This is a genomic window from Legionella nigrisilvae (genome assembly GCF_977063395.2).
On the sequence record NZ_CDRUGZ020000038.1, the window covers coordinates 36,540 to 56,062 of the forward strand.

A 19,523-nucleotide genomic window follows, 5' to 3' on the forward strand; every position below is an offset into this window, starting at 1 on the left:
TTGCAATCTAGCCCAAAGGAATAAGAGGTACGTTGTATGTTGTTTTACCCTAAACTCCATGAAGAGTTTTTTTCTGTAGCACCTGATTTCTCCAATTGTTTTCATTTAATTAATAAAGTTCATCACGAAGAATGTACTTATTTCATTGAGTCTTTATCCACTTTGGAAAAATTACTTGAAGAAAAGCGTTCAAAAAGGGAAGATCCTACTCTCCGTTTTTTAGTTGATATGGACGGACGTGTATGGTTCGCCAGGGAAACCAGACCCAATATAAATGCTCCTAAACATTTTCAAATGACTGGGAAACCCCAGAATAAAGCGCAATGCCAAACTGCTGGCAATATAAAATTTACCAACACCAAATGCACTACTTTAAAAAATATTAACCATCGAAGTGGTGACTTTCATCCCTCTTTTTATTCATTACGCATCTTTTTAGCTATTCTCATTTTGAATGAGGATGCGTTACCGTTTAAGTTACCCAGAATACTTGTTGTCAAAGAATTGGATAGTCATGGTGAGGTCATTTATAAGCACAGATGGCCTCTGTCAAAGATTAAAAAATGGGTGGAAACTTTTAATAATAAATCATTGATAATGCAATTAAAAAAACAGGGCGCCAAAACCAAGCAAGTGCATTACAAAGCAACCAATGAGTTTTGTTATGAACTTTGAATAGGTTCTTTAGGCTTGTGTTTTCAACTGCTTACAAATTTTTTCTTGCACTTCATGCATCTCGGCTTCGTTCTTATAATGAGTTCGCGGCCAGAAAAAACCTTTAAGTCCATCGTGTTTATTTCTAGGAACAATATGTATATGGAGATGAGGTATGCTTTGGCTGATTGTATTATTCATTGCAATGAAACTTCCTGCCGCATCCATTGCTTTCTCAACCGCAGTCCCCAGTTTTTGCGTGAGTAAAAAAAGAGGAGCGATCATAGGCTCAGGAACCTCATACATTGTTTTAATATGCATTTTAGGAGCTAACAGAGTATGGCCTGGAAAAAGAGGTCGAGAGTCCAAAAAGGCTATAAAATGCTTGTCTTCAAAAACAATAAACGATTTTTCTTTTTTTGCCACGATTAAATCAATAACACATTCACTTGTCATTTCATATCCTATTTATATCTTGGACAACGGATTAAAAAGCAACTCGATACGATGAAAACACTACTTGAAAAAACCATTATACTCTAGGAATAACGTCTCTTTTAGATTAAAAAATTCTCCTCGGTATTTGTTTTTTCTTTTCTAGGTAATTTCCGTGCCATACTTTATTATCTAATCTTTTATTAGATGAGTCGGAGTAAAATATTATGAAAAAATATTCTCTTCTTCTGTTCTTAGTACTTTCTATGTTTCAATACAATAGTGCTTATTCTCTCACCTTAAAAAGCCCAGACATTAAAATGAATTCACTAATTCCAGATTCTTATACGTGTACTGGAGCAGATCAATCCCCTCCTTTAACGTGGAGTAATATTCCCCCTAAAACACAATCGTTTGCCTTGATTGTAGACGATCCCGATTCTCCTGATGGCGTCTGGACGCATTGGATTTTGTTTAATATACCTTCCGACGTGCACCAATTAGATGCAGGAAGCCCAGTACCTACAGGAGCCGCAAATGCAAAAAACAGTTGGGATGGGTTAGGATATCGAGGCCCTTGCCCCCCTTTTGGAATTGCTCATAGTTATCATTTTAAATTATATGCTTTAGATACCGTCTTAAATTTAGGTGATGGTACAACGCGAGATTTAGTTTTGAATGCCATGACTGGACATGTTATCGGCGAAGCTGATTTAATCGGACTGTATCAAAGATTTAAACAATAAACCTGTTTTGTATGTTCCAGATATAGCCTGGTCGCAGCGGGTGGGGTCCGAGTTTCGCTTCGCTGCACCCTGGCTCCTATTGCTATTCTTCTCTTTTTTGACAAAAATAAATTCAGAATAGATAATTAATAATCAATTTAAAAATCATTTCACTAGTTTTTGGAGATCCTGACATGCATGCTGAGCTTTTTTATACAATCAATCGTGTCAACTCCATTCCGCTTTATTTAATTTCTCCAAAGCAATTCCAAGAACAAAATACGACATTAAGCCCTAAAGAACGTAATTATTTTGTTCAAACTCATTTTAATGGTGCAATTGGTGAATATTGCTTATTTCACGATACCGAGGGTTTATTAGAGAAAGTCTATGTAGGAACTGGTAATGAATCTCAGATATTAGCAATGGCTCATGCTGCTCTATTATTGCCAGCAAACCATTACCAACTGCAAGAACCTTGCTCTCAGGAAGCCGCCTTATATTGGGCTTTAGCGCAATACCGTTTTGAGCGATACAAAAAAGATTTTCCTTCTCCTAGGGTCTTAGTCATTGAGGAAGAAATATTCTCAAATTTGATCGATTCAGTCCAAGCCCATTTTTTGGTACGTCATCTAATCAATCAGCCCGCGAGTGAAATGGGGCCTAAAGAAATGGCAAATACAGTTGAAGCTTTAGCCGCAGAACATAACGCACAGTTCAAACAATGGATTGGCGATGAATTGTTGCAGGCAAATTTTCCTGCCATTCATGCTGTGGGCCGTGCCTCCCAATCAGAGCCACGCCTGCTTTCCTTAATCTGGGGTGATGAAAAAAATCCTCGGATTACCTTAGTGGGCAAAGGGGTTTGTTTTGATACGGGGGGATTGAATCTTAAATCCTCCTACGGGATGCGAATAATGAAAAAAGACATGGGTGGTGCGGCCCATGCGATAGGTCTTGCTCACTGGATTATGAAAAAGAACTTACCTATTCGTTTACATTTACTTATTCCCGCCGTAGAAAATGCTATTGGACCCCGTTCTTTTAGGCCTGGTGATGTTCTAACTATGCGTAATGGTTTAACTGTAGAAATTGATAATACAGATGCGGAAGGACGTCTGATTTTAGCCGATGTTTTTGTAAGGGCTTGTGAAGAAGAACCTGAATTATTGATTGACTTTGCTACCTTGTCCTCAGCAGCTCGTGTTTCTGTAGGAACGGAAATAGCAGCATTTTTTACTAATGATGATTTTTTAGCATCAGGTCTCATCGAGGCCTCACATAAAGCAGTTGATCCTGTATGGAGACTCCCTTTATTTGAACCTTATGAAAAATTTTTGCGCTCATCTGTTGCTGATATGAGCAATTGCACTGACTATCCCTATGGGGGAGCGATTATTGCGGCATTATTTCTACAACGATACATTACTAAACACACCCCTTGGATACATTTTGACATTATGGCATGGAGTGAGCAAAGTAAACCCGGGAAACCCGAAGGCGGGGAAGCCATGGGATTACGTGCAATCATGGAGTATTTGTTGCGTGTTTATGGTTGAGATGAACGAAGCCAGAAAACCGTCTAAGCGGAGGCTAATCTGAACTCTGCTAATGGATAGTAATTTTGCCTACCTTTATCGGCTTTGCTTTCTATAAGATGAATTTTATTAACAATGATTGCAGGGATAGTTGGTTTCTTTATAGTCTCCAATAGTTCATAGGGCACTCCTCTTCGAATTAATCTTCCCATTGTCATGTGCCCACGAAATGGGCGTTTTTCAATTGGAATATTTAAAGCAGTTAGGGCGCTCCCAATTGTATCGGCCAATATCGCTAAAGTTACTTGAGGTTGAACGGATAGCGAAAGAATCTTAGGATGTCGTAAGGTGGGAAACCATTCAAAAGGACCGAATTCGAGTCGAAATGCGGGTAGGGTTTTTATTGCACTGCGCGCGCTTTCAACCACAGCCATCAACTTCTCTTGTGGTAAGTTTCCGAGAAACTGTAATGTGATGTGCATTTTTTCTATAGGTATCCAGCGAATGTATTCAGAGGACATGATGGGTTGTAATGTCTTTAAGCTATCAGAAAGAGGAACTTGCGTTTCCTTTGGGAGAAGAATGGCAAAAAACGTTCGTAAGGTATCCATCATTTCCTCATAAATTCGAACTATCGATTATAATAGTATCGCTCAAATAAAACGGGTTGTCCTATAAACCAGACACCTCATTGTTTAAAAATAACGTATTTATTAAATAGATAAATTTTAATCAAGGTGATAGCATTGGGACTTTTTGTTTGAACGTGAATGAAATACCGTCCCGATATTGATGGACTTAGAGCCATTGCGATTATATTGGTTTTAATTTATCACGCAGGACTCTCTTTTTTTCCTTCCGGATTTATAGGAGTCGATGTATTTTTTGTCATCTCCGGTTTTCTCATTACGCGGATTATTCATGAATCCCTCCAAAATAATTCCTTTTCATTTTTAGATTTTTATAATCGGAGACTCTGGCGGTTACAACCTGTTTTTATTTGTTTGCTTTTTTTGGCAACCACCTCGACTTTGTTGTTTTTTTTACCTGATGATTTAATGCAATACAGCAGAAGTGCTCGCAAAACGTCTTTATTTTTGTCCAATTTATTCTTTGATAAAACGACAACGGGTTATTTTTCACCGGATACGCATCAACTTCCTTTATTGCATACCTGGTCTCTTTCAATAGAATGGCAATGCTATTTACTTTTACCTCTCTTTATCTATTGTTTATATCGTTTCTCCCCTAAGAGATATTTGCTTCCTATTCTAATTGGGTTGACCTTTTTTACTTTATTAGTATCTTTATACAATGCCCGAACATTCCCTGCACATACGTATTACTTGCTCTCCAGTAGAGTCTTTGAATTCTTAACCGGCTCTTGTGTTGCATTTATTCCGATGACAGTCGGCTCTATCAATAAATATCTTTTAAACCTTATTGGCGGTTTGGCATTTATAACCTTGATCTATATTGCTCGACTTAATCCCGAGTTAGCAGGATATCCGGATGTAGATGCATTTGTTGTTTGTAGTGCAACTGGACTCCTTATTGCCTTAGGAACGTGTTCTCCTAAAAACCTTTTGAGCCAAATACTTTCGAGCAAACCTCTAGTATTTATTGGTCTGTTGTCTTATTCACTCTATATTTGGCATTGGGTTGTGTTCTCAGTGCTAAGATATCAAAGCATTATAGAAACCCCTCGTGTTTTGTGCGCTGCTTTTGGGCTTATTTTTGTTTTAGCCTATCTCTCTTGGCATTTTATTGAAAAACCTTCTAAACGCTGGAAGAACATGCCATTTCGTTATACCGTTGTGCTTCTATTATTAGTCCCCATACTGCTGGTTCACCTGACTGACTACGTAATAAAAAAAAACCATGGGTTTCCACAGCGGTTTGACGGCGAACTATTAGCCGTATATCAACAATTAGATCAATACAGCAGTCAACTGAGGGATTTGTGTATTACCGACCACAAGCATGAAATTAATATGCAATGCCTCGCTGGCTCAAAGAAATTGAATAGTAAGCGTGCCTTGATGATCGGGGATTCCTTTTCCAATCATTATTGGGGCTTTATCGATGTATTAGGACAAGCAGCAAATGTCTCCATTTTAATGCAAACTGTATCCTCTTGCTTAACCTTACCTGATATTTATCTCTATGATTGGTGGCACTTTAAAAAGCAAGTTTATACCCTCTGCCATGAACTTACCCAAAAATATTATCAGATGATCCAAAGTAACCATTATGATTATGTCATCATTGGACAATTATGGGCTGATTATTTGTCAGAAAACATCATAAATAACGTGGATGATCAACGCTCTTTACCCTTGACCCAAAAAAGATTGGAAGAAGCCTTGGATAAAGCACTCTCAATCATCACCCAATCTGGAGCAAAGCCCGTATTGATGCACTCCACCGCTTTAATGCAAAATAATTTTCATGATTGCTTTTTTAAGCATATTAAATTAAGAACATCCTACACCCCCCATGAATGTGATTTTACTTTTAATGAGGATCAGTGGTTTAAACAACTATTTATCATAATGAAAAATAAATATCCTCAATTGATTATAATAGATCCAAAGGAGGTACAATGTGAGCAAAATATTTGTAAAGCGGAAATCAATGGTATCCCGGTATATCGGGATGTAGGCCATATTACAGATTATGCTTCCTATCAATTTGGTATGCTTTATTTACAAAAATTTCCTAAACCTTTGGGATAATTTATTCTCTGCGACGTTGTGAAATCTTGTCGTTATAATTTAAGATTGAAGTTCTTCTTCGCATCAGAAATGTTGTTCTATTCTTTGATAGTACATAAATATGATGTCTTGTTATAACTGCGAGTTATTATGGATACTACGACTACACACTCTTCTGATATCCTTTTGGAGATTGCCAACCACAAGGATTTAAAGGGCGAATTAACCTATCAAGAAATTTTACAAATTCTAGGAGAGCGTGCGTTTGGCATTGTGTTGTTGTTTTTTGCTTTACCCAGTGCTTTACCTTTCTCTACAATCCCCGGCGTTTCGGTGGTATTTAGCGTACCAATAGCACTTTTTGCCTGCCAAATGGTATTTGCCAGAAAGACATTGTGGTTACCCCAAGTTATAGCCAAACGTACGATTCATCAAAAAACTATTTCTAAAGTGATTTATGCCACCGTACCTTATTTGACTAAAATCGAATACTTTTTGAAACCACGCTGGGAATTCATGACTTCTCGGTGTATGGAAATAATCAATGGAATACTTATTTTTTGTTTAGCCATTTTTTTAATGCTACCTATCCCATTGAGTAACTTTATCTTTGCGGCACTTCTTATTATTTTTAGTTTGGGATTAATAGAACGTGACGGTGTACTCCTTGTTTTAGGGTATATTGGGATTCTTTTTTATGCCAGCTTCGTCTATCTTTTTATCGAAACAATCATAAAACATTTATTTCATTAGATAGCACATCTTTGTTGATGATCTTAATGGATTGATTAATTATTCTCTCCAGTTTAAACATCCCCTACTTCATAAATATTCTAAAAATTGAGTGAAGTCCGAGTAATATGACTACTACTCCTGCCAACAACATGATGATTCTGGGTTGAATATAACGAACGAGGTAAGCGGCAAAAGGGGAAGCAATTGCGCCCCCAACAATCAATCCTATAATTATTAACCAATGAGTGATCCCAATTGTGAAAAAGAAGGTAGCAGAAGTAGTAAGAGTAATTAAAAATTCAGTTAAATTAACTGAACCTATAGTGTAATGAGGCGTCGTGCCTTGCACCAGTAATGTGGAATTAACTATGGATCCCCACCCACCGCCCCCTGTGGCATCAAAGAAACCACCAAAAAATCCAAGAGGAATTAACCCGCGGGCATGATTTGAAGGCAATGCACGCCGGGTAACTCGTTTTACCATAAAATTTTTTATGAGCTTGATGATTTTACCACCTTGGCAGGCTCGGTATAAGATAAATACGCCCGTGATGACTAGATAAACTGCAATAAAAGGCCTTGTCACCTTTTCTGAAACTTTTGTTAAAACATAAGCACCCAGGATACTCCCTAAAACACCGGGGATAGCTAAACGTCTAAATAAAGCATAATCAATGTTTTTAAACATTGCATGGGAAAAACCTGAAATACCTGTTGTAACAATCTCAGAGGTATGCACTGTAGCACTTGCTACCGCAGGGGAAATACCATAAGTGACTAATACCCCGGTAATAATCACACCATAAGCCATACCCATTGCACCATCAACTATTTGTGCAATAACGCCAACCAGTACGAAAATAAAGAATTGCTCCATGAATATCCTTTGATTGTTAATCCCACGAGCGTTTTAATCGACTTTATTATGCCACAATTTACTCGCTACAATTGAGCCACCGAGTATGAGTACAATCATTGCAAGTGTTATTACTACAGGAATATCAATGATGTCATGCACAATCATTTTTATCCCCACAAAGCCTAAGATTAAACCCAATCCATAATTAAGATAATAAAATTTATTTTGGATGTGCGCCAAAATAAAATAGAAGGATCGCAATCCCAGTATGGCAAAAGCATTCGAGGAACAAGCAATAAATGGATCTTGGGTAATACCTAATACTGCAGGAATGCTGTCAATAGCAAAAATTAAATCGCTTACTTCGATAAAAATAAGAACCACAAATAAAGGAGTCATAAAATACGACTTATTCTTCTTAATAATAAAACGTTCGTCTGAAATTGTTTTTGTTATTGGAAAAAATTTTCTTAATGTTCTTAGAATAAAATTATTCGCAATAAATTGCTCATCTTTAAATAAAGTAAAAAATTTTGACGCGGAATAAAGAAGCAATAAGCCAAATAGATAAAAAATCCAATGAAATTTATTGATCAACCATATACCTAAGACAATGAGTATGATTCTCATAAAAATTGCGCCTAATACACCAAACAATAAAAGTCGACGCTGATATTTCATGGGTACAGAAAAATATTTAAATATCATGACAAATACAAATATATTGTCGATCGATAATGATTCTTCAATTAAATAAGCTGTAAAAAATTCCAGTGCTTTTTGGTTGGCTATATGGGTTGTTTCGTTTTGCATTAGATACACCCATAAAAATGTGTTAAAAAGTAAAGCTAAGACAATCCAAACCGTGACCCACATTATAGATAACTTTAATGAAGCCGGGCCTTCTTTTTTTCGGGTCAAAAAAATAAGGTCAATACTCAAGACAATGAGTATTAAAACAATAAAAAACAACCATAACCACCAGGTTCCTATAGAATGCATTTTGATCTGCCTGACCTTTTAAACACCTGTTACTTATCCATTTTTAGGTTCATTTTTTTTATTATTACCAACATATTCATCATCTAACAATACATTTCACTCTAAATATCAACGTTCTTTATAAAATAAAGGGCAGGTATAAATTTGGCTTAAATAATCATAGCAAGCGTTGCGCAGATTCCGCTTCTGGGAAAAAATGAGATTGATAAAATGTCATTCTTGCATCTAATGCAACCCTGGGATGGTTCTAAAATTTAGGGACCGTAATCTAACTTTTCGCAATTTTATAATTTAGGAATGGATTCCTCATTGTGTGTTAATACATATCCCGTAAATGCTTTTTCAGCAAACCACTGAGCATAGTCATCGATATTCGGAGTTAGGAAGGCTTTAAAATCCCAACCTAACTCATTGTGATTAAAGGGTCCTAATTCAATATTTTTTTCATGGGCAAGGCCTCTGACCATCCATTCAACAATAGCAGAGTTTCCTCGGCCAACGGGTTGTAATCGAGCAAGACTATAAGCAAGTTTTCCTGCACTTTTAAGAAATTCCTTTATATCTTGATCAGGAGTCCACTCCATACAATCCTGAAAATAAGGTTGAATTAATTCAAATTGCACCTGAAAATAGCTTGAGCGATCACGATAATCCTGATGAAAAGGAGTAGGACAATGATCAATAACTATCCCTGTTTTACTATCATTCTTCCCATAATCTTCGAAGGTAATTGTAAGAACTACATCATCCTCAATAAAGGGAAATTGTGATGTGGTATTTTTCTTATGTAATAAATCAAACTCCTCTGGGGTTAATTTAATTTTAATCGTGTATTTTGCCCCTTCTTCTGATTTATGTTCTTGTCGATTTACCTCTACATGTTCATTCTTTTGTTCAATCAAATTCTTCAAATGTTCATAAATCTTATCCTTTTGGGTAGGCAGATGTTTTGATAGATTAAACTCATCTGTGGACATAAAACCTGGTTTATTAATTAATCCAAATTGATGTCTAAGCGGGCCTTGTTTCAACATTTTTGCTACTTCACGGCGTTTATCCGCTAACCAAGCATAAGTACAGCCTACCTGGGAGCTCAACATATCAGGAGGACAATTAATATCTTTATGAACGATTGGCGGTTCTTTTGGAAAAGAGGATACTTTTGAGCCCAATTCATGAATCACTTTTTTACTGTATTCGAGCCATTGCTCTTGTTTTGAAGCATCAAAATCTTTCAGGCGGTCTTTAGAGGAGACCGTATTCGCTGGGGTAGCATCGTCTGACGAAAATAAGGTATTGCGATTTGTTCCTACCCGTTGCTCTGTTTTCTCATCTTTCATAATCAACTCCACCGGCTGGATTATTTTTAATTATAGATGGGAAATATAACTCTGAGATAACTGGTAGCCACCAGTCCTATTTGAAAATATTGGATCCCACTTCTATATTTATTTTTTATCCCTCTTTTTCCAAAACGAATATTTGGACAGAACTTGATCGGTTTGCATTTTGACATGCTAGGTCATTATGTTAACGGACTCAGAAGTTCATTGATTTTTAAAGCGTAATAAAAATAAAAATGGGAGCTTGCTTATGAACACCAATGAACACACGGAACTGGGTGATGCGTTACGATTTCAAGATTGGGAGAGCTTAGAGGGCAATCCCTACGTGACCATCGATGAGAAGGGAGGCTTGCGCTTGCAAGTACAAGGGTTTAATGAATTTGGTCTTCCTGAACCCATTGGTTTAAATGTATCTGCAGGCGTCATTATCGCTATGTCTGGCGACTATTTCGGTGGAAAAGAGGTCTCTCTTGATTTACCAAGCGTTGGTGAGTTTAAGAAGAAACGAAAAACTTTAGATCGCACAGGGGCTGGTGAGACCTTAGGTAAATATTTAATTAAAAAGCCAGTTACGCAGGATGAGGAATTAAAATTAATCAACTCTTATAAAAGGTTGGCCAATAACCAGGTCCACCAAAGTGATATCGATACGATTTATACTATTAATAATGGAAACTACATCCCCTTTTCGAGTACTTTGAATTTTTATGTACAACAACTCATGTTTGCTCTGAGGGTAAAAAATTACAGCGACATTTTGAACAGAAATTTATCACATTTTACTCCATGGTCCGTTCGGGTATATACGATAGGCCATCATATAGCTCTCAAATATGCGCGTATTTACTATGAGTTAAAACAATATATTACTCACCCAGATTATCAATCAAAAAATAAGGACTTTAGTGCCCTCCTTGAGCTTCTAAAACTGACGCCTAATGGATTGGATAAAGACAAATTGCACGATCTAGCCCATCGATATCAGGCTTTGGCACTAGGCATGGAGTTTTTTTGTTTCCATTACTATACCGATCATTTTGCTGCCGGACATATTTCATTTATGGGGGATCTACGTGCCCTGCTTCCACAGCATTTTGGAATTTGGGGGAGTATTTTAGTCAACAATTTACATGATGAATTAAACAAAGTGACTGTTTATACCAAACGCATTTACGATCCATCACCCGATAATAGTGAGCCCCCAGTTACAACAAGTGGAGATAATGATTTTAATATTGCCAATAATTATTTTAATAAACAAGCTTGTTTGGCAGGAATGACCTGTTCCTTACAAGATTTAAATTTTGTATTTAACGGGAGTAAATTGCCTGAACAGACTCAATATGGGGGTCTGGAGCAAATGCCGGATATTGATGATGCATATCGCCAACCCCAGCCTTTAATTTTACTAGGAGATGATAATAAGATTTATTACCGTACTGATCTCAATCACATTGAGATCTTATCACCTTCTCAATTACAGGCCACATATGCAGCACCATCACAATATGGATACACTGAGTTAAGTAGTAAATTCGAGGCATTCTTGTTGGTTTTCAAGCTTCGTATGTTACCTTTTATTTATTCCAGTCAAGTCGAAACACTTACTTCCGAGCAACTTAAATTACTGGAGACCGAGGAAAATGAACTTAATCCTGGTAGAAAACCAATTCCGCAACCTCCCACCGCTCTTGGGCAAATACCGGTTACAATACCCATCTGGCAACAACCTGCGACCCAGAACCGATTAATACAGGGGCTTATGAAGAATGGTTTCTTAGCTACTTCGGGAAAAAAGGGCAGTTTATTGGAACAGGATATCACGTTAGACAGCGAATCAACTTTAACGCCCTTATTATAAAAAATAAACAGTTGCGAGCCTGTATTAACTAAACTAATACAGGCCGCTAAATCCACTTAGGTGTTGTATTCTCTTTTCGTGCTAAATGAAGGAGATTTCCAGTAGATGCTGATTTTTTCATACCAAAAAAAGAATGACCAGCAGCTGAGGATCCGTAAATTTGGAATGAGTCAGTGGGATCTGATGGAGCCATTGGAGCATCTACAGAACCAGCATTTGCAGGTTCAGATTCCATTACTGGTCTTTCTTTGAGCTGTTTCGTTAATTGATCTATTGTTTGTTCTGCTCCCGCTACTTTTGAATTTAACTCGCTGTTCTCCTGCTTCAAACGATCTATTTCTTTTTTCATCTTCTCGATTTGTGCTTTATCTGCAGCCGTTTCATCTACACGTTTAATTTGAGAATCAAGATCCTTAATTAAGTCATTGAGTTTCCCTGCCTCTTTATCCACAAGATCAATTTTACATAATTCATCTATTTTCTCTTTATCCAATCCCTTCCATCGACTGATCAGATTTTCAATTCCTGGGCGTTCTACAAACCAGTACACAGCAAGTGCTGCTAAACCCACAACGACGGCTGCAACAACAATGGGCCATGCGGTTGCAGACATGGTCGTCACAAATAAGCTTGCAATCGCTAAAGATACGGTCTGCCCTGCAAAAAAACCACCACTGAAAAAGATCATCCCTGCAACCCCCGCAGTAAGAAATTTTGCAGCAGTTAAGTACATACTCTCAGAGGCTAAGGTTAAATCCATGCGAATTTCATCAAGCTCTTTGTGCCTTTGCAGTAAAATTTTTGCGAGCTTGAGGTATTTATCGAGCTCATCTCTGGTTACTGTCTCCTCTTTGGCAAGACGTATAAGTCGTGCACGCATTGCTTTTATTTGTTTAAATTCGTCGAGTGCCGCATCAATTAATTGGGGAGTTTCTGAAGATTTGACTCCCAGATTTTTTGAGATTTCAACTAAATCAAAACTGCAAAATACAATCATGGAAATAATTGAAAATGCTAGCCCCGTCGCAAAAATAGCAAGTGACGGTATAGAAGAAAAAATTCCCATAAATGCGGTGATACCATCAAACCCTTCACAACCAAAAAAAGTAATACCCGCAAGGGCAAGTAAGGCATATTTAGCTTTTGCAGACATTGGGGTTTTTGTAGTATCTTCTTCCCGTTTTCCGGAATTTAATGACTTATTAAGTTCTCTTAATAAATTAGCGCGTAAGGAGGTAACCAAAAAAAAAGCTTCCTCATTACTCTTAATTTTCGGACATGTTTGATACCAAGTAATTATAGTGTCTATATCAGTGGTCGTTTGGTGTTCAAATAGTTTAACGAGACTTGGATCTATTAAGCCTAATTTGTGAATTAAATCTTGAATATTTTGATTCAGTGTCACCGAATGTGGCATATCGCCTCCCCCTAATTATGGGTTTATTTGGTTTCCCAGCGCGATAAGGGAATAGCTTATATAATACTGATTATTTATTAACCAAATATTAAATCATCCCATAAACCGCCCACAAATGGTTAATTTTTGTAACAAAAGAGCAAAATAATTACAATTTATGCGATCCTAAAGAAAAAAGGTGTAATTATTTATATTCGCTGATGGGGCTGTTTGTGAGAACATATAAACTTAATGGACCTTCTTAGCTCTCGATCGGTTTAGTAGTTAAGAGGAAGATAATCTACAGACGTTAAAGGAATAATCATGCCCAAAAAGGTAATCGAAGTTCCCGAATTACTTTCTTATGAAAAGTATGGGTTTACACAGTGCATTCAATATAATGATTTGATTTTCGTCACTGGCCAAGCAGGACAAGATAAAGAAGGGAAAATAGTCGGTTTGGATATTGAATCTCAAACTCGCCAACTATTTCAAAATATTGAATACGCTCTGCATGCTGCTCACTCAAGCTTAGAGCACATTCTTTCAATGACCTCGTACATTGTTAATATTGAGAAAAATGGCCAGGCTTATTTTGCCACCCGAAAAAATTGTATCCCCGTTTCTTCTTATACAAGTGCTTCTATTGGAGTAGCCGCATTAGCACTGCCTGATTTACTTGTGGAAGTCACTTGTATTGCGGCACCTAAAAATAAATAGAGAAAGCGAGCTTTGCTCGAGAGCTTATTAAAAATTATTATATTGGTAATGCGCAAATCACAGGAGGTTTTTGATGATAATTTTGTATTCTTATCCCGAGCTTTTTGGCCTGCCGGATAATAATCCTTTTGGACTAAAAGTGGAGACTTTTCTTCGGTTAACCAAAATTGATTACCAACATATGCATATTATTAATACCCAAAATGCACCTCGCGGGCAGTTACCTTACCTGATTGATGAAGAGCAGGTTATTACAGATAGTAATACAATTCTGCACCATCTTTCACAAAAATATGTGAATTTAGATCATGACCTAACCGCGGAACAAAAAAATATCCATTTTTTGATGAATCGAATGCTAGATAATCATTTATATTGGATTATGTCCTATTCGCGTTGGCAAGATGAACAATTCTGGCCGTTGTTCAAAGCTGAATTCTTAAAACAACTTTCTGAATTATCAGAAACCTCTCTTGAGCAGGTACGAAAATATAATCTTGAAAAATATCATTACCAGGGTATTGGTAGGTACTCCTCCAAGGATATATATCAATCTGGGATCGACGATTTGCAAGCGATTCTTTATGTTTTAGGAGATAAAGATTATCTATTTGGCAATAAAGTCCATTCACTGGATGCCTGTTGTTATGGTTTTTTAGCCAATATCTTGTATTTTGAGATTGAAACACCTTTAAAAGATTTTATGATGCAAACTCCATTAAGTGATTACACCAATCGGATCAGAGCCTTACTTGGATATTGAATATATAAATTCAACGTCCGATCTAATTAAAAGGATATAGGATTATTTTGGCTTAATAGCGTGGGACATAAGGGTTTATTTTCTGAGCGTAAGATATGGGTTGACGATAGGTTAGGGTATGATCACTCAAACAAGGCGGGGTAGATTGACGCCGAGAGCAATTCCTTCTATCAAAAGAAAATAAAATTAATTTTTATTCCAAATAACGTCAAGAGCCCGTAACTCGCTCTCCGTCAAAAGTTCATATTGATCAATTGCGCGTGTAACATGATCGGGGTAGTGCTCCAGGCATTTTTTAATTAACTTCAATAAATCCTGCTCATTGATAGGTTTGGTAATGAAATCTATAGCTCCTGCTTTTATCGCTCTTACGGCCATGGGGATGTCGCCGTACGCTGTAATAATAATCACTTTGAGTAAGCTATTTTGTCTTTTTAATTTTTCGAGGAGCTCAAGACCATCCATATCAGGCATACGCACATCGGAAATTAAACAGCCCATATGTTTTGAATTATATTGTTCGAGAAAACTTGTCGCATCCAAGTAAGTTTTTACTTCAAAACTCATTGAATCAAAAAGCCATTTCAAAGCACGTAATACATTCTCATCATCGTCAACAATATAAATTGTCTTATTCATTATATGATTCCAAAATATGGTTAGGTAATCTAAAAGAACTTATAGTTCCCTCCCCAGCAGTATTTGATTCTATTTTAATGCGCCCGCCATGAGCCTCAATAATTTTTTTACAAATACTTAGCCCCAGACCCAAGCCATACTCTTTGGTGCTATAGCACGAAGTAAATAAATTATTGAGGACCCCTTGAGGCACTCCAGGCCCATTATCAACAATAGATACCAGTACCTCCGTACCCAGCTTTTTTATCTTAAGTAGTAACGAAGGATTTTTGGTTTGAGCATCGAACATTGCTTCAAAAGCGTTATTAATAAGGTTTAGAAATACCTGGCGCATTTGATTGCGATCCAAATAGACTTCGGCCAAATACTCATCGAATTCATAGTGAACTGTTCCTGAAAAATTCGAATAAAATTTTGACAAGATAACAGACTGTTTCGCTAATGAAACTAAATTTACTCGCTCAAAATGCAATTCTCCATGGGTCACGAAACGTTTCATTCGCTTAATAATAGTACTTATTAGGTCAACTTGTTCCAATGCTTTTTGGAGCACGACGATGAACTCCTTTGAACTGGACCCCTCTTGCTGTAAACGTAAAATACTACCTAATAGATAGGAATTCAGTGCCGATAACGGTTGGGAAATTTCATGAGACAATGAGGAGGCTGCTTCTCCGGAAAAATAACATCTTGATATTCGATCAAGAGTCGTTTGTTGCTGCTTAATTAACTCCTGATTTTGTTTTTGTTCGGTAATAAAATGCCAGGTACCAATCATTTTAATCGGATTATTTTCTGCATCACGAATATAACGTCCACGAGCCGATACCCATTCATAATGTCCTTTAGTGGATTGAATACGAAAATCTGAGTAATGGTCCTCATAATGGGTCAGAGAATTAACTAAGGCATTGGCAATTTCTTCACGATCTTCTGGATGAAGTCGTGTTATAAAATGATCGATATGCCCCACTTTGCTGTCTGCATTTAAAATGGATAGTGATTCAGAGTAGCCAAAATCAATTATTTCATTGGTGCCTAAATCCCATTGCCACACATTTAATTTGCCGACATCCAATAACTCCATTAAGTAATCATGAGAAATTTCGTAGGTGAGATTATTTGAAAATAGATCTTCGGAATATTCCTTTTTTAAATCCAAAGACAACTTGGAGTTCCTCATGATATATCCCCCATGAAATTGAATCCAGCCTAGCTTTATTTGTGTTTCAAATAAGGAAACTATTCTTCATTTTTAAAATCATACCACAGTATTTTTATCACAGAGTTGCATTAATTTGAATTAATATTTAACATAATGATTTTTATCTAAATTATACGTCAACGCACACCAAAGTGGTTCAATGATGATTAGGCTATCCCAACCATCATTGAGAATCTACTTAATGGTCAATGTGGTAAGGCTGATAAACTGGTTCCCATACATTGTCTGCAAGCTCCTCCTCAAATCCTGCTTCATTAACCCCAGCAAGCCCTTCCAATATTGCCTGCTTTCCGACTGCTTTGGCTACAGCAAGACTAATTGAGCGGAGGTTTGCCAATGGGGGTAATAGATTAGCCGATTTATTTTCTCGGGCTGGAGAGCATTCGGCAAGCGCTAGGGCGGCCGCTTTGATCATTCCATCGGAAACCAGTTTTGCCTTGGAAGAGATAATTCCTAAAGCTAAACCGGGAAAAATGTATGAATTATTTGTTTGATCAATATGATATTCTTTCCCTTTGTACTGTACAGGCTCGAAAGGACTTCCTGTTCCAATTAAAGCACGACCTTCCGTCCAATTAAACAGATCTTGGGGTATTGCTTCACTATGAGAAGTTGGATTAGAAAGCGGGAAAATAACGGGGCGATCGGTATACTTTGCCATCGTACGGACCACTTCTTCAGTAAATGCACCTTGTTGGGCTGAAACGCCAATAAGCACCGTCGGCTTAACATTGCGAACCACATCGAGCAATCCGATTTCTTCTGAATTGCTAAGCTGCCATCCAGATACTTCGGAGCGTTTACGCGCAAAAGTAGCCTGATCCGCAGTCAATCCTTTACCCCCTTCAACAAGAAGTCCGTATCTATCCACCGCATAGATACGATCGCCGGCTTCTTGATCGCTTAATCCTGCATCTTTAAGAGCCCCTCGTATCAATTCAGCAATTCCATGTCCCGTGCCACCAAAACCTACAAATACGATTTTTTGTTCTTTCAGTGGAATTCCAGTGACATTAATAGCAGAAAGTAAGGTCCCTGTCGCCATCGCTGCAGTTCCTTGGATGTCATCATTGAATGTGCACAGTTGATCTCGATAACGGGCCAATAACCGTGTTGCATTTACGCCTGCAAAATCTTCCCATTGTAGAAGAACATGCGGCCAACGACGTTTCACTGCAGATACAAAAGTATCCACAAATGCATCATACTCTTCCCCACGAATACGATGATGTCGCCAACCAACATAAAGAGGATCTGCCAATCGTTCTTCATTATCAGTTCCCACATCCAGTAAAATAGGCAAGCAATATTGTGGGGGAATGCCAGCCAAAGCAGTATAAAGTGCCATTTTACCAATAGGGATTCCCATGCCTCCCGCGCCTTGGTCACCCAGACCGAGAATACGCTCACCATCACTTACAACGATACACTTGATTAGATCATAGCGGGGATGAGAAAAAATTTGATCAATCAAATGCTTATTAGGATAACTAAGAAATAGACCTCGTGGTTTGCGAAATATTTCACTGAATTTCTGACATCCCTCACCAACTACGGGGGTATAAACGATAGGAAGCATTTCCTCAATATTATTAATAATCAACGAGTAAAACAGTGTTTCATTATTATCTTGGAGACCCCGTAGGAAACTGTACTTTTCTAATGGAGTAGACAATTCAGTCAATCCATCGTAGCGACGTTTTTGCTGCTCTTGCAAAGTACTCACTTGAGGAGGCAATAAACCGTGAAGAGAAAAGTCATCCCGTTCATGATCAGTAAATGCGGTCCCTTTATTTAATCTGGAATTATTCAACAGATTATAACCGGTCAATTTGGTTTTAATGGTTCCTTCTTTGAGATATTGAGTTTCCTGAGCTGATTTTTTCATTTTTCAAGGTCCTTTTAAATGAAGTATTTTAAACTGCACAACTGTTTATTCGGGTAAAGGGATCCATTCTTTATCATCGCCAGGTATGGTCCCAAACCGCCCTTCGTTCCAATCCAATTTTGCCTGCTCAATTCGTTCCTTAGAACTGGCTACAAAATTCCACCAAAGATATCGTCGTTGTTCAAGTGGGGGCCCACCTAAGATAATCATATGGACCTCAGAAGTAGCCGTTATTTTGACTTCAACTCCTGTTTTAAGGATAAGCATGCTAGTTGCGTTATACGGAATGTTCTCAATAGTTATCTTACCACTTAAAAGATAAATTGCTCGCTCTTCTACTGTGGATGGAATACTAAATTGAATGTGAGGTTTTAATTTACATTCGACAAAAAGTGCACCATTTGGAGCAATAACCGATGATTTAGAGCCCATCCATTCGCCAGTAACAATTCGCAAACTCATATTTTTATCATCATTATATATAGGAATGGCACTTTTATCATAATGGGTGAATGAAGGATTGGTTTCTTCTTTGTTAATAGCTAATGCGAGCCAGCATTGAATGCCAAAGAAGTGATGTGGATATAAACGAGCTTCATATGGCGTACGCTCTGAATGAGCAATCCCTCGACCCGCTGTCATTAAATTCACTTCGCCAGGAACAATAATTTGACAACTGCCAAGTGTATCTCGATGTTCCAATTTTCCAGAAAATAGATACGTCATGGTTGATAAACCAATATGTGGATGCGGAAGTATATCGATTCCTCCTCCCGTTAGCAGTTCGCTTGGTCCTGCTTGATCCCAAAAAACAAAAGGGCCTACAGTTTTTTTCTCCTTAGAGGGGATTATACGCTCTACTTGAAATCCACCCAGATCAACTGCCCGAGGGAGCAACACTACACTAACTTGTTCCGGACATCTTTGAGTCTTACATATTGGGTCCTTCGCATTAAAGTAACTCATTCTTGATCTTCTCCCTTAGACCACAATATCCTGCTCTGACTATTGAAATAAGCA

General features: G+C 37.6%; 18 protein-coding genes. 8 read left to right on the forward strand and 10 right to left on the reverse strand.

What is annotated here, in order from left to right; genetic code table 11:
* The first annotated feature begins 36 nt into the window (after positions 1-36).
* Positions 37-675 (forward strand): hypothetical protein, encoded by a 639-nt coding sequence (locus ACWTE2_RS22540; protein ID WP_454784473.1) that lies wholly within the window; start codon positions 37-39, stop codon positions 673-675.
* A gap of 9 nt (positions 676-684) precedes the next feature.
* Here the strand turns inward: ACWTE2_RS22540 and ACWTE2_RS22545 are convergent, their stop codons facing one another.
* Positions 685-1,110 carry an HIT family protein gene (locus ACWTE2_RS22545; protein ID WP_454784474.1) on the reverse strand — a complete coding sequence of 142 codons (426 nt, stop codon included), beginning with the start codon at positions 1,108-1,110 and terminating at the stop codon, positions 685-687.
* Positions 1,111-1,316: 206 nt separating this feature from the next.
* Here ACWTE2_RS22545 and ACWTE2_RS22550 point away from each other — a divergent pair, with 206 nt between their 5' ends.
* Positions 1,317-1,835 carry a YbhB/YbcL family Raf kinase inhibitor-like protein gene (locus tag ACWTE2_RS22550; protein ID WP_454784475.1) on the forward strand — a complete coding sequence of 173 codons (519 nt, stop codon included), beginning with the start codon at positions 1,317-1,319 and terminating at the stop codon, positions 1,833-1,835.
* A gap of 173 nt (positions 1,836-2,008) precedes the next feature.
* Positions 2,009-3,373: a leucyl aminopeptidase family protein gene (locus ACWTE2_RS22555; RefSeq protein ID WP_454784476.1), complete on the forward strand. Its 1,365-nt coding sequence runs from the start codon at positions 2,009-2,011 to the stop codon at positions 3,371-3,373.
* A gap of 23 nt (positions 3,374-3,396) precedes the next feature.
* On the opposite strand, the gene thpR is transcribed toward ACWTE2_RS22555, so the two are convergent.
* On the reverse strand, positions 3,397-3,966 hold the full coding sequence (gene thpR, locus ACWTE2_RS22560) for an RNA 2',3'-cyclic phosphodiesterase (protein WP_454784477.1): 570 nt from the start codon (positions 3,964-3,966) through the stop codon (positions 3,397-3,399).
* A 156-nt stretch (positions 3,967-4,122) separates the two neighbouring features.
* Here thpR and ACWTE2_RS22565 point away from each other — a divergent pair, with 156 nt between their 5' ends.
* Entirely contained in the window at positions 4,123-6,090 is a 1,968-nt protein-coding gene (locus ACWTE2_RS22565; protein WP_454784478.1) for an acyltransferase family protein, read from the forward strand.
* A gap of 129 nt (positions 6,091-6,219) precedes the next feature.
* On the forward strand, positions 6,220-6,822 hold the full coding sequence (locus ACWTE2_RS22570; RefSeq protein ID WP_454784479.1) for an exopolysaccharide biosynthesis protein: 603 nt from the start codon (positions 6,220-6,222) through the stop codon (positions 6,820-6,822).
* A 64-nt stretch (positions 6,823-6,886) separates the two neighbouring features.
* Here ACWTE2_RS22570 and ACWTE2_RS22575 read toward each other — a convergent pair whose 3' ends face one another.
* The 3 genes from ACWTE2_RS22575 to ACWTE2_RS22585 form a co-directional block, all read right to left on the reverse strand.
* Positions 6,887-7,681 (reverse strand): sulfite exporter TauE/SafE family protein, encoded by a 795-nt coding sequence (locus ACWTE2_RS22575; RefSeq protein ID WP_454784480.1) that lies wholly within the window; start codon positions 7,679-7,681, stop codon positions 6,887-6,889.
* 33 nt (positions 7,682-7,714) lie between these two features.
* On the reverse strand, positions 7,715-8,665 hold the full coding sequence (locus tag ACWTE2_RS22580; protein ID WP_454784481.1) for a TerC/Alx family metal homeostasis membrane protein: 951 nt from the start codon (positions 8,663-8,665) through the stop codon (positions 7,715-7,717).
* Between the two features lie 284 nt (positions 8,666-8,949).
* Positions 8,950-10,005: a hypothetical protein gene (locus ACWTE2_RS22585; protein ID WP_454784482.1), complete on the reverse strand. Its 1,056-nt coding sequence runs from the start codon at positions 10,003-10,005 to the stop codon at positions 8,950-8,952.
* 253 nt (positions 10,006-10,258) lie between these two features.
* On the opposite strand from ACWTE2_RS22585, the gene ACWTE2_RS22590 reads away from it, so the two are divergent.
* On the forward strand, positions 10,259-11,872 hold the full coding sequence (locus tag ACWTE2_RS22590; RefSeq protein ID WP_454784483.1) for a hypothetical protein: 1,614 nt from the start codon (positions 10,259-10,261) through the stop codon (positions 11,870-11,872).
* A 46-nt stretch (positions 11,873-11,918) separates the two neighbouring features.
* On the opposite strand, the gene ACWTE2_RS22595 is transcribed toward ACWTE2_RS22590, so the two are convergent.
* Complete coding sequence (locus ACWTE2_RS22595) at positions 11,919-13,289, reverse strand: coiled-coil domain-containing protein (RefSeq protein WP_454784484.1); 1,371 nt, start codon at positions 13,287-13,289, stop codon at positions 11,919-11,921.
* Positions 13,290-13,592: 303 nt separating this feature from the next.
* On the opposite strand from ACWTE2_RS22595, the gene ACWTE2_RS22600 reads away from it, so the two are divergent.
* Together ACWTE2_RS22600 and ACWTE2_RS22605 are read left to right on the forward strand one after the other, a co-directional pair.
* On the forward strand, positions 13,593-13,988 hold the full coding sequence (locus ACWTE2_RS22600; RefSeq protein WP_454784485.1) for a RidA family protein: 396 nt from the start codon (positions 13,593-13,595) through the stop codon (positions 13,986-13,988).
* Positions 13,989-14,061: 73 nt separating this feature from the next.
* Complete coding sequence (locus ACWTE2_RS22605) at positions 14,062-14,751, forward strand: glutathione S-transferase family protein (protein WP_454784486.1); 690 nt, start codon at positions 14,062-14,064, stop codon at positions 14,749-14,751.
* Between the two features lie 186 nt (positions 14,752-14,937).
* On the opposite strand, the gene ACWTE2_RS22610 is transcribed toward ACWTE2_RS22605, so the two are convergent.
* The 4 genes from ACWTE2_RS22610 to ACWTE2_RS22625 all read right to left on the reverse strand — a co-directional run bounded on the left by ACWTE2_RS22610 (position 14,938) and on the right by ACWTE2_RS22625 (position 19,469).
* Positions 14,938-15,390, reverse strand: coding sequence for a response regulator transcription factor (locus tag ACWTE2_RS22610; protein WP_454784487.1), 453 nt, complete (start codon positions 15,388-15,390; stop codon positions 14,938-14,940).
* Positions 15,383-16,573, reverse strand: a complete 1,191-nt coding sequence (locus ACWTE2_RS22615) for a sensor histidine kinase (protein ID WP_454784488.1) — start codon at positions 16,571-16,573, stop codon at positions 15,383-15,385. Before ACWTE2_RS22615 ends, ACWTE2_RS22610 begins: the two co-directional genes overlap by 8 nt.
* Before the next feature lie 220 nt (positions 16,574-16,793).
* Entirely contained in the window at positions 16,794-18,503 is a 1,710-nt protein-coding gene (locus ACWTE2_RS22620; RefSeq protein WP_454784489.1) for an NAD-dependent malic enzyme, read from the reverse strand.
* A gap of 45 nt (positions 18,504-18,548) precedes the next feature.
* Positions 18,549-19,469, reverse strand: a complete 921-nt coding sequence (locus tag ACWTE2_RS22625) for a pirin family protein (protein ID WP_454784490.1) — start codon at positions 19,467-19,469, stop codon at positions 18,549-18,551.
* Positions 19,470-19,523 lie beyond the last annotated feature (54 nt).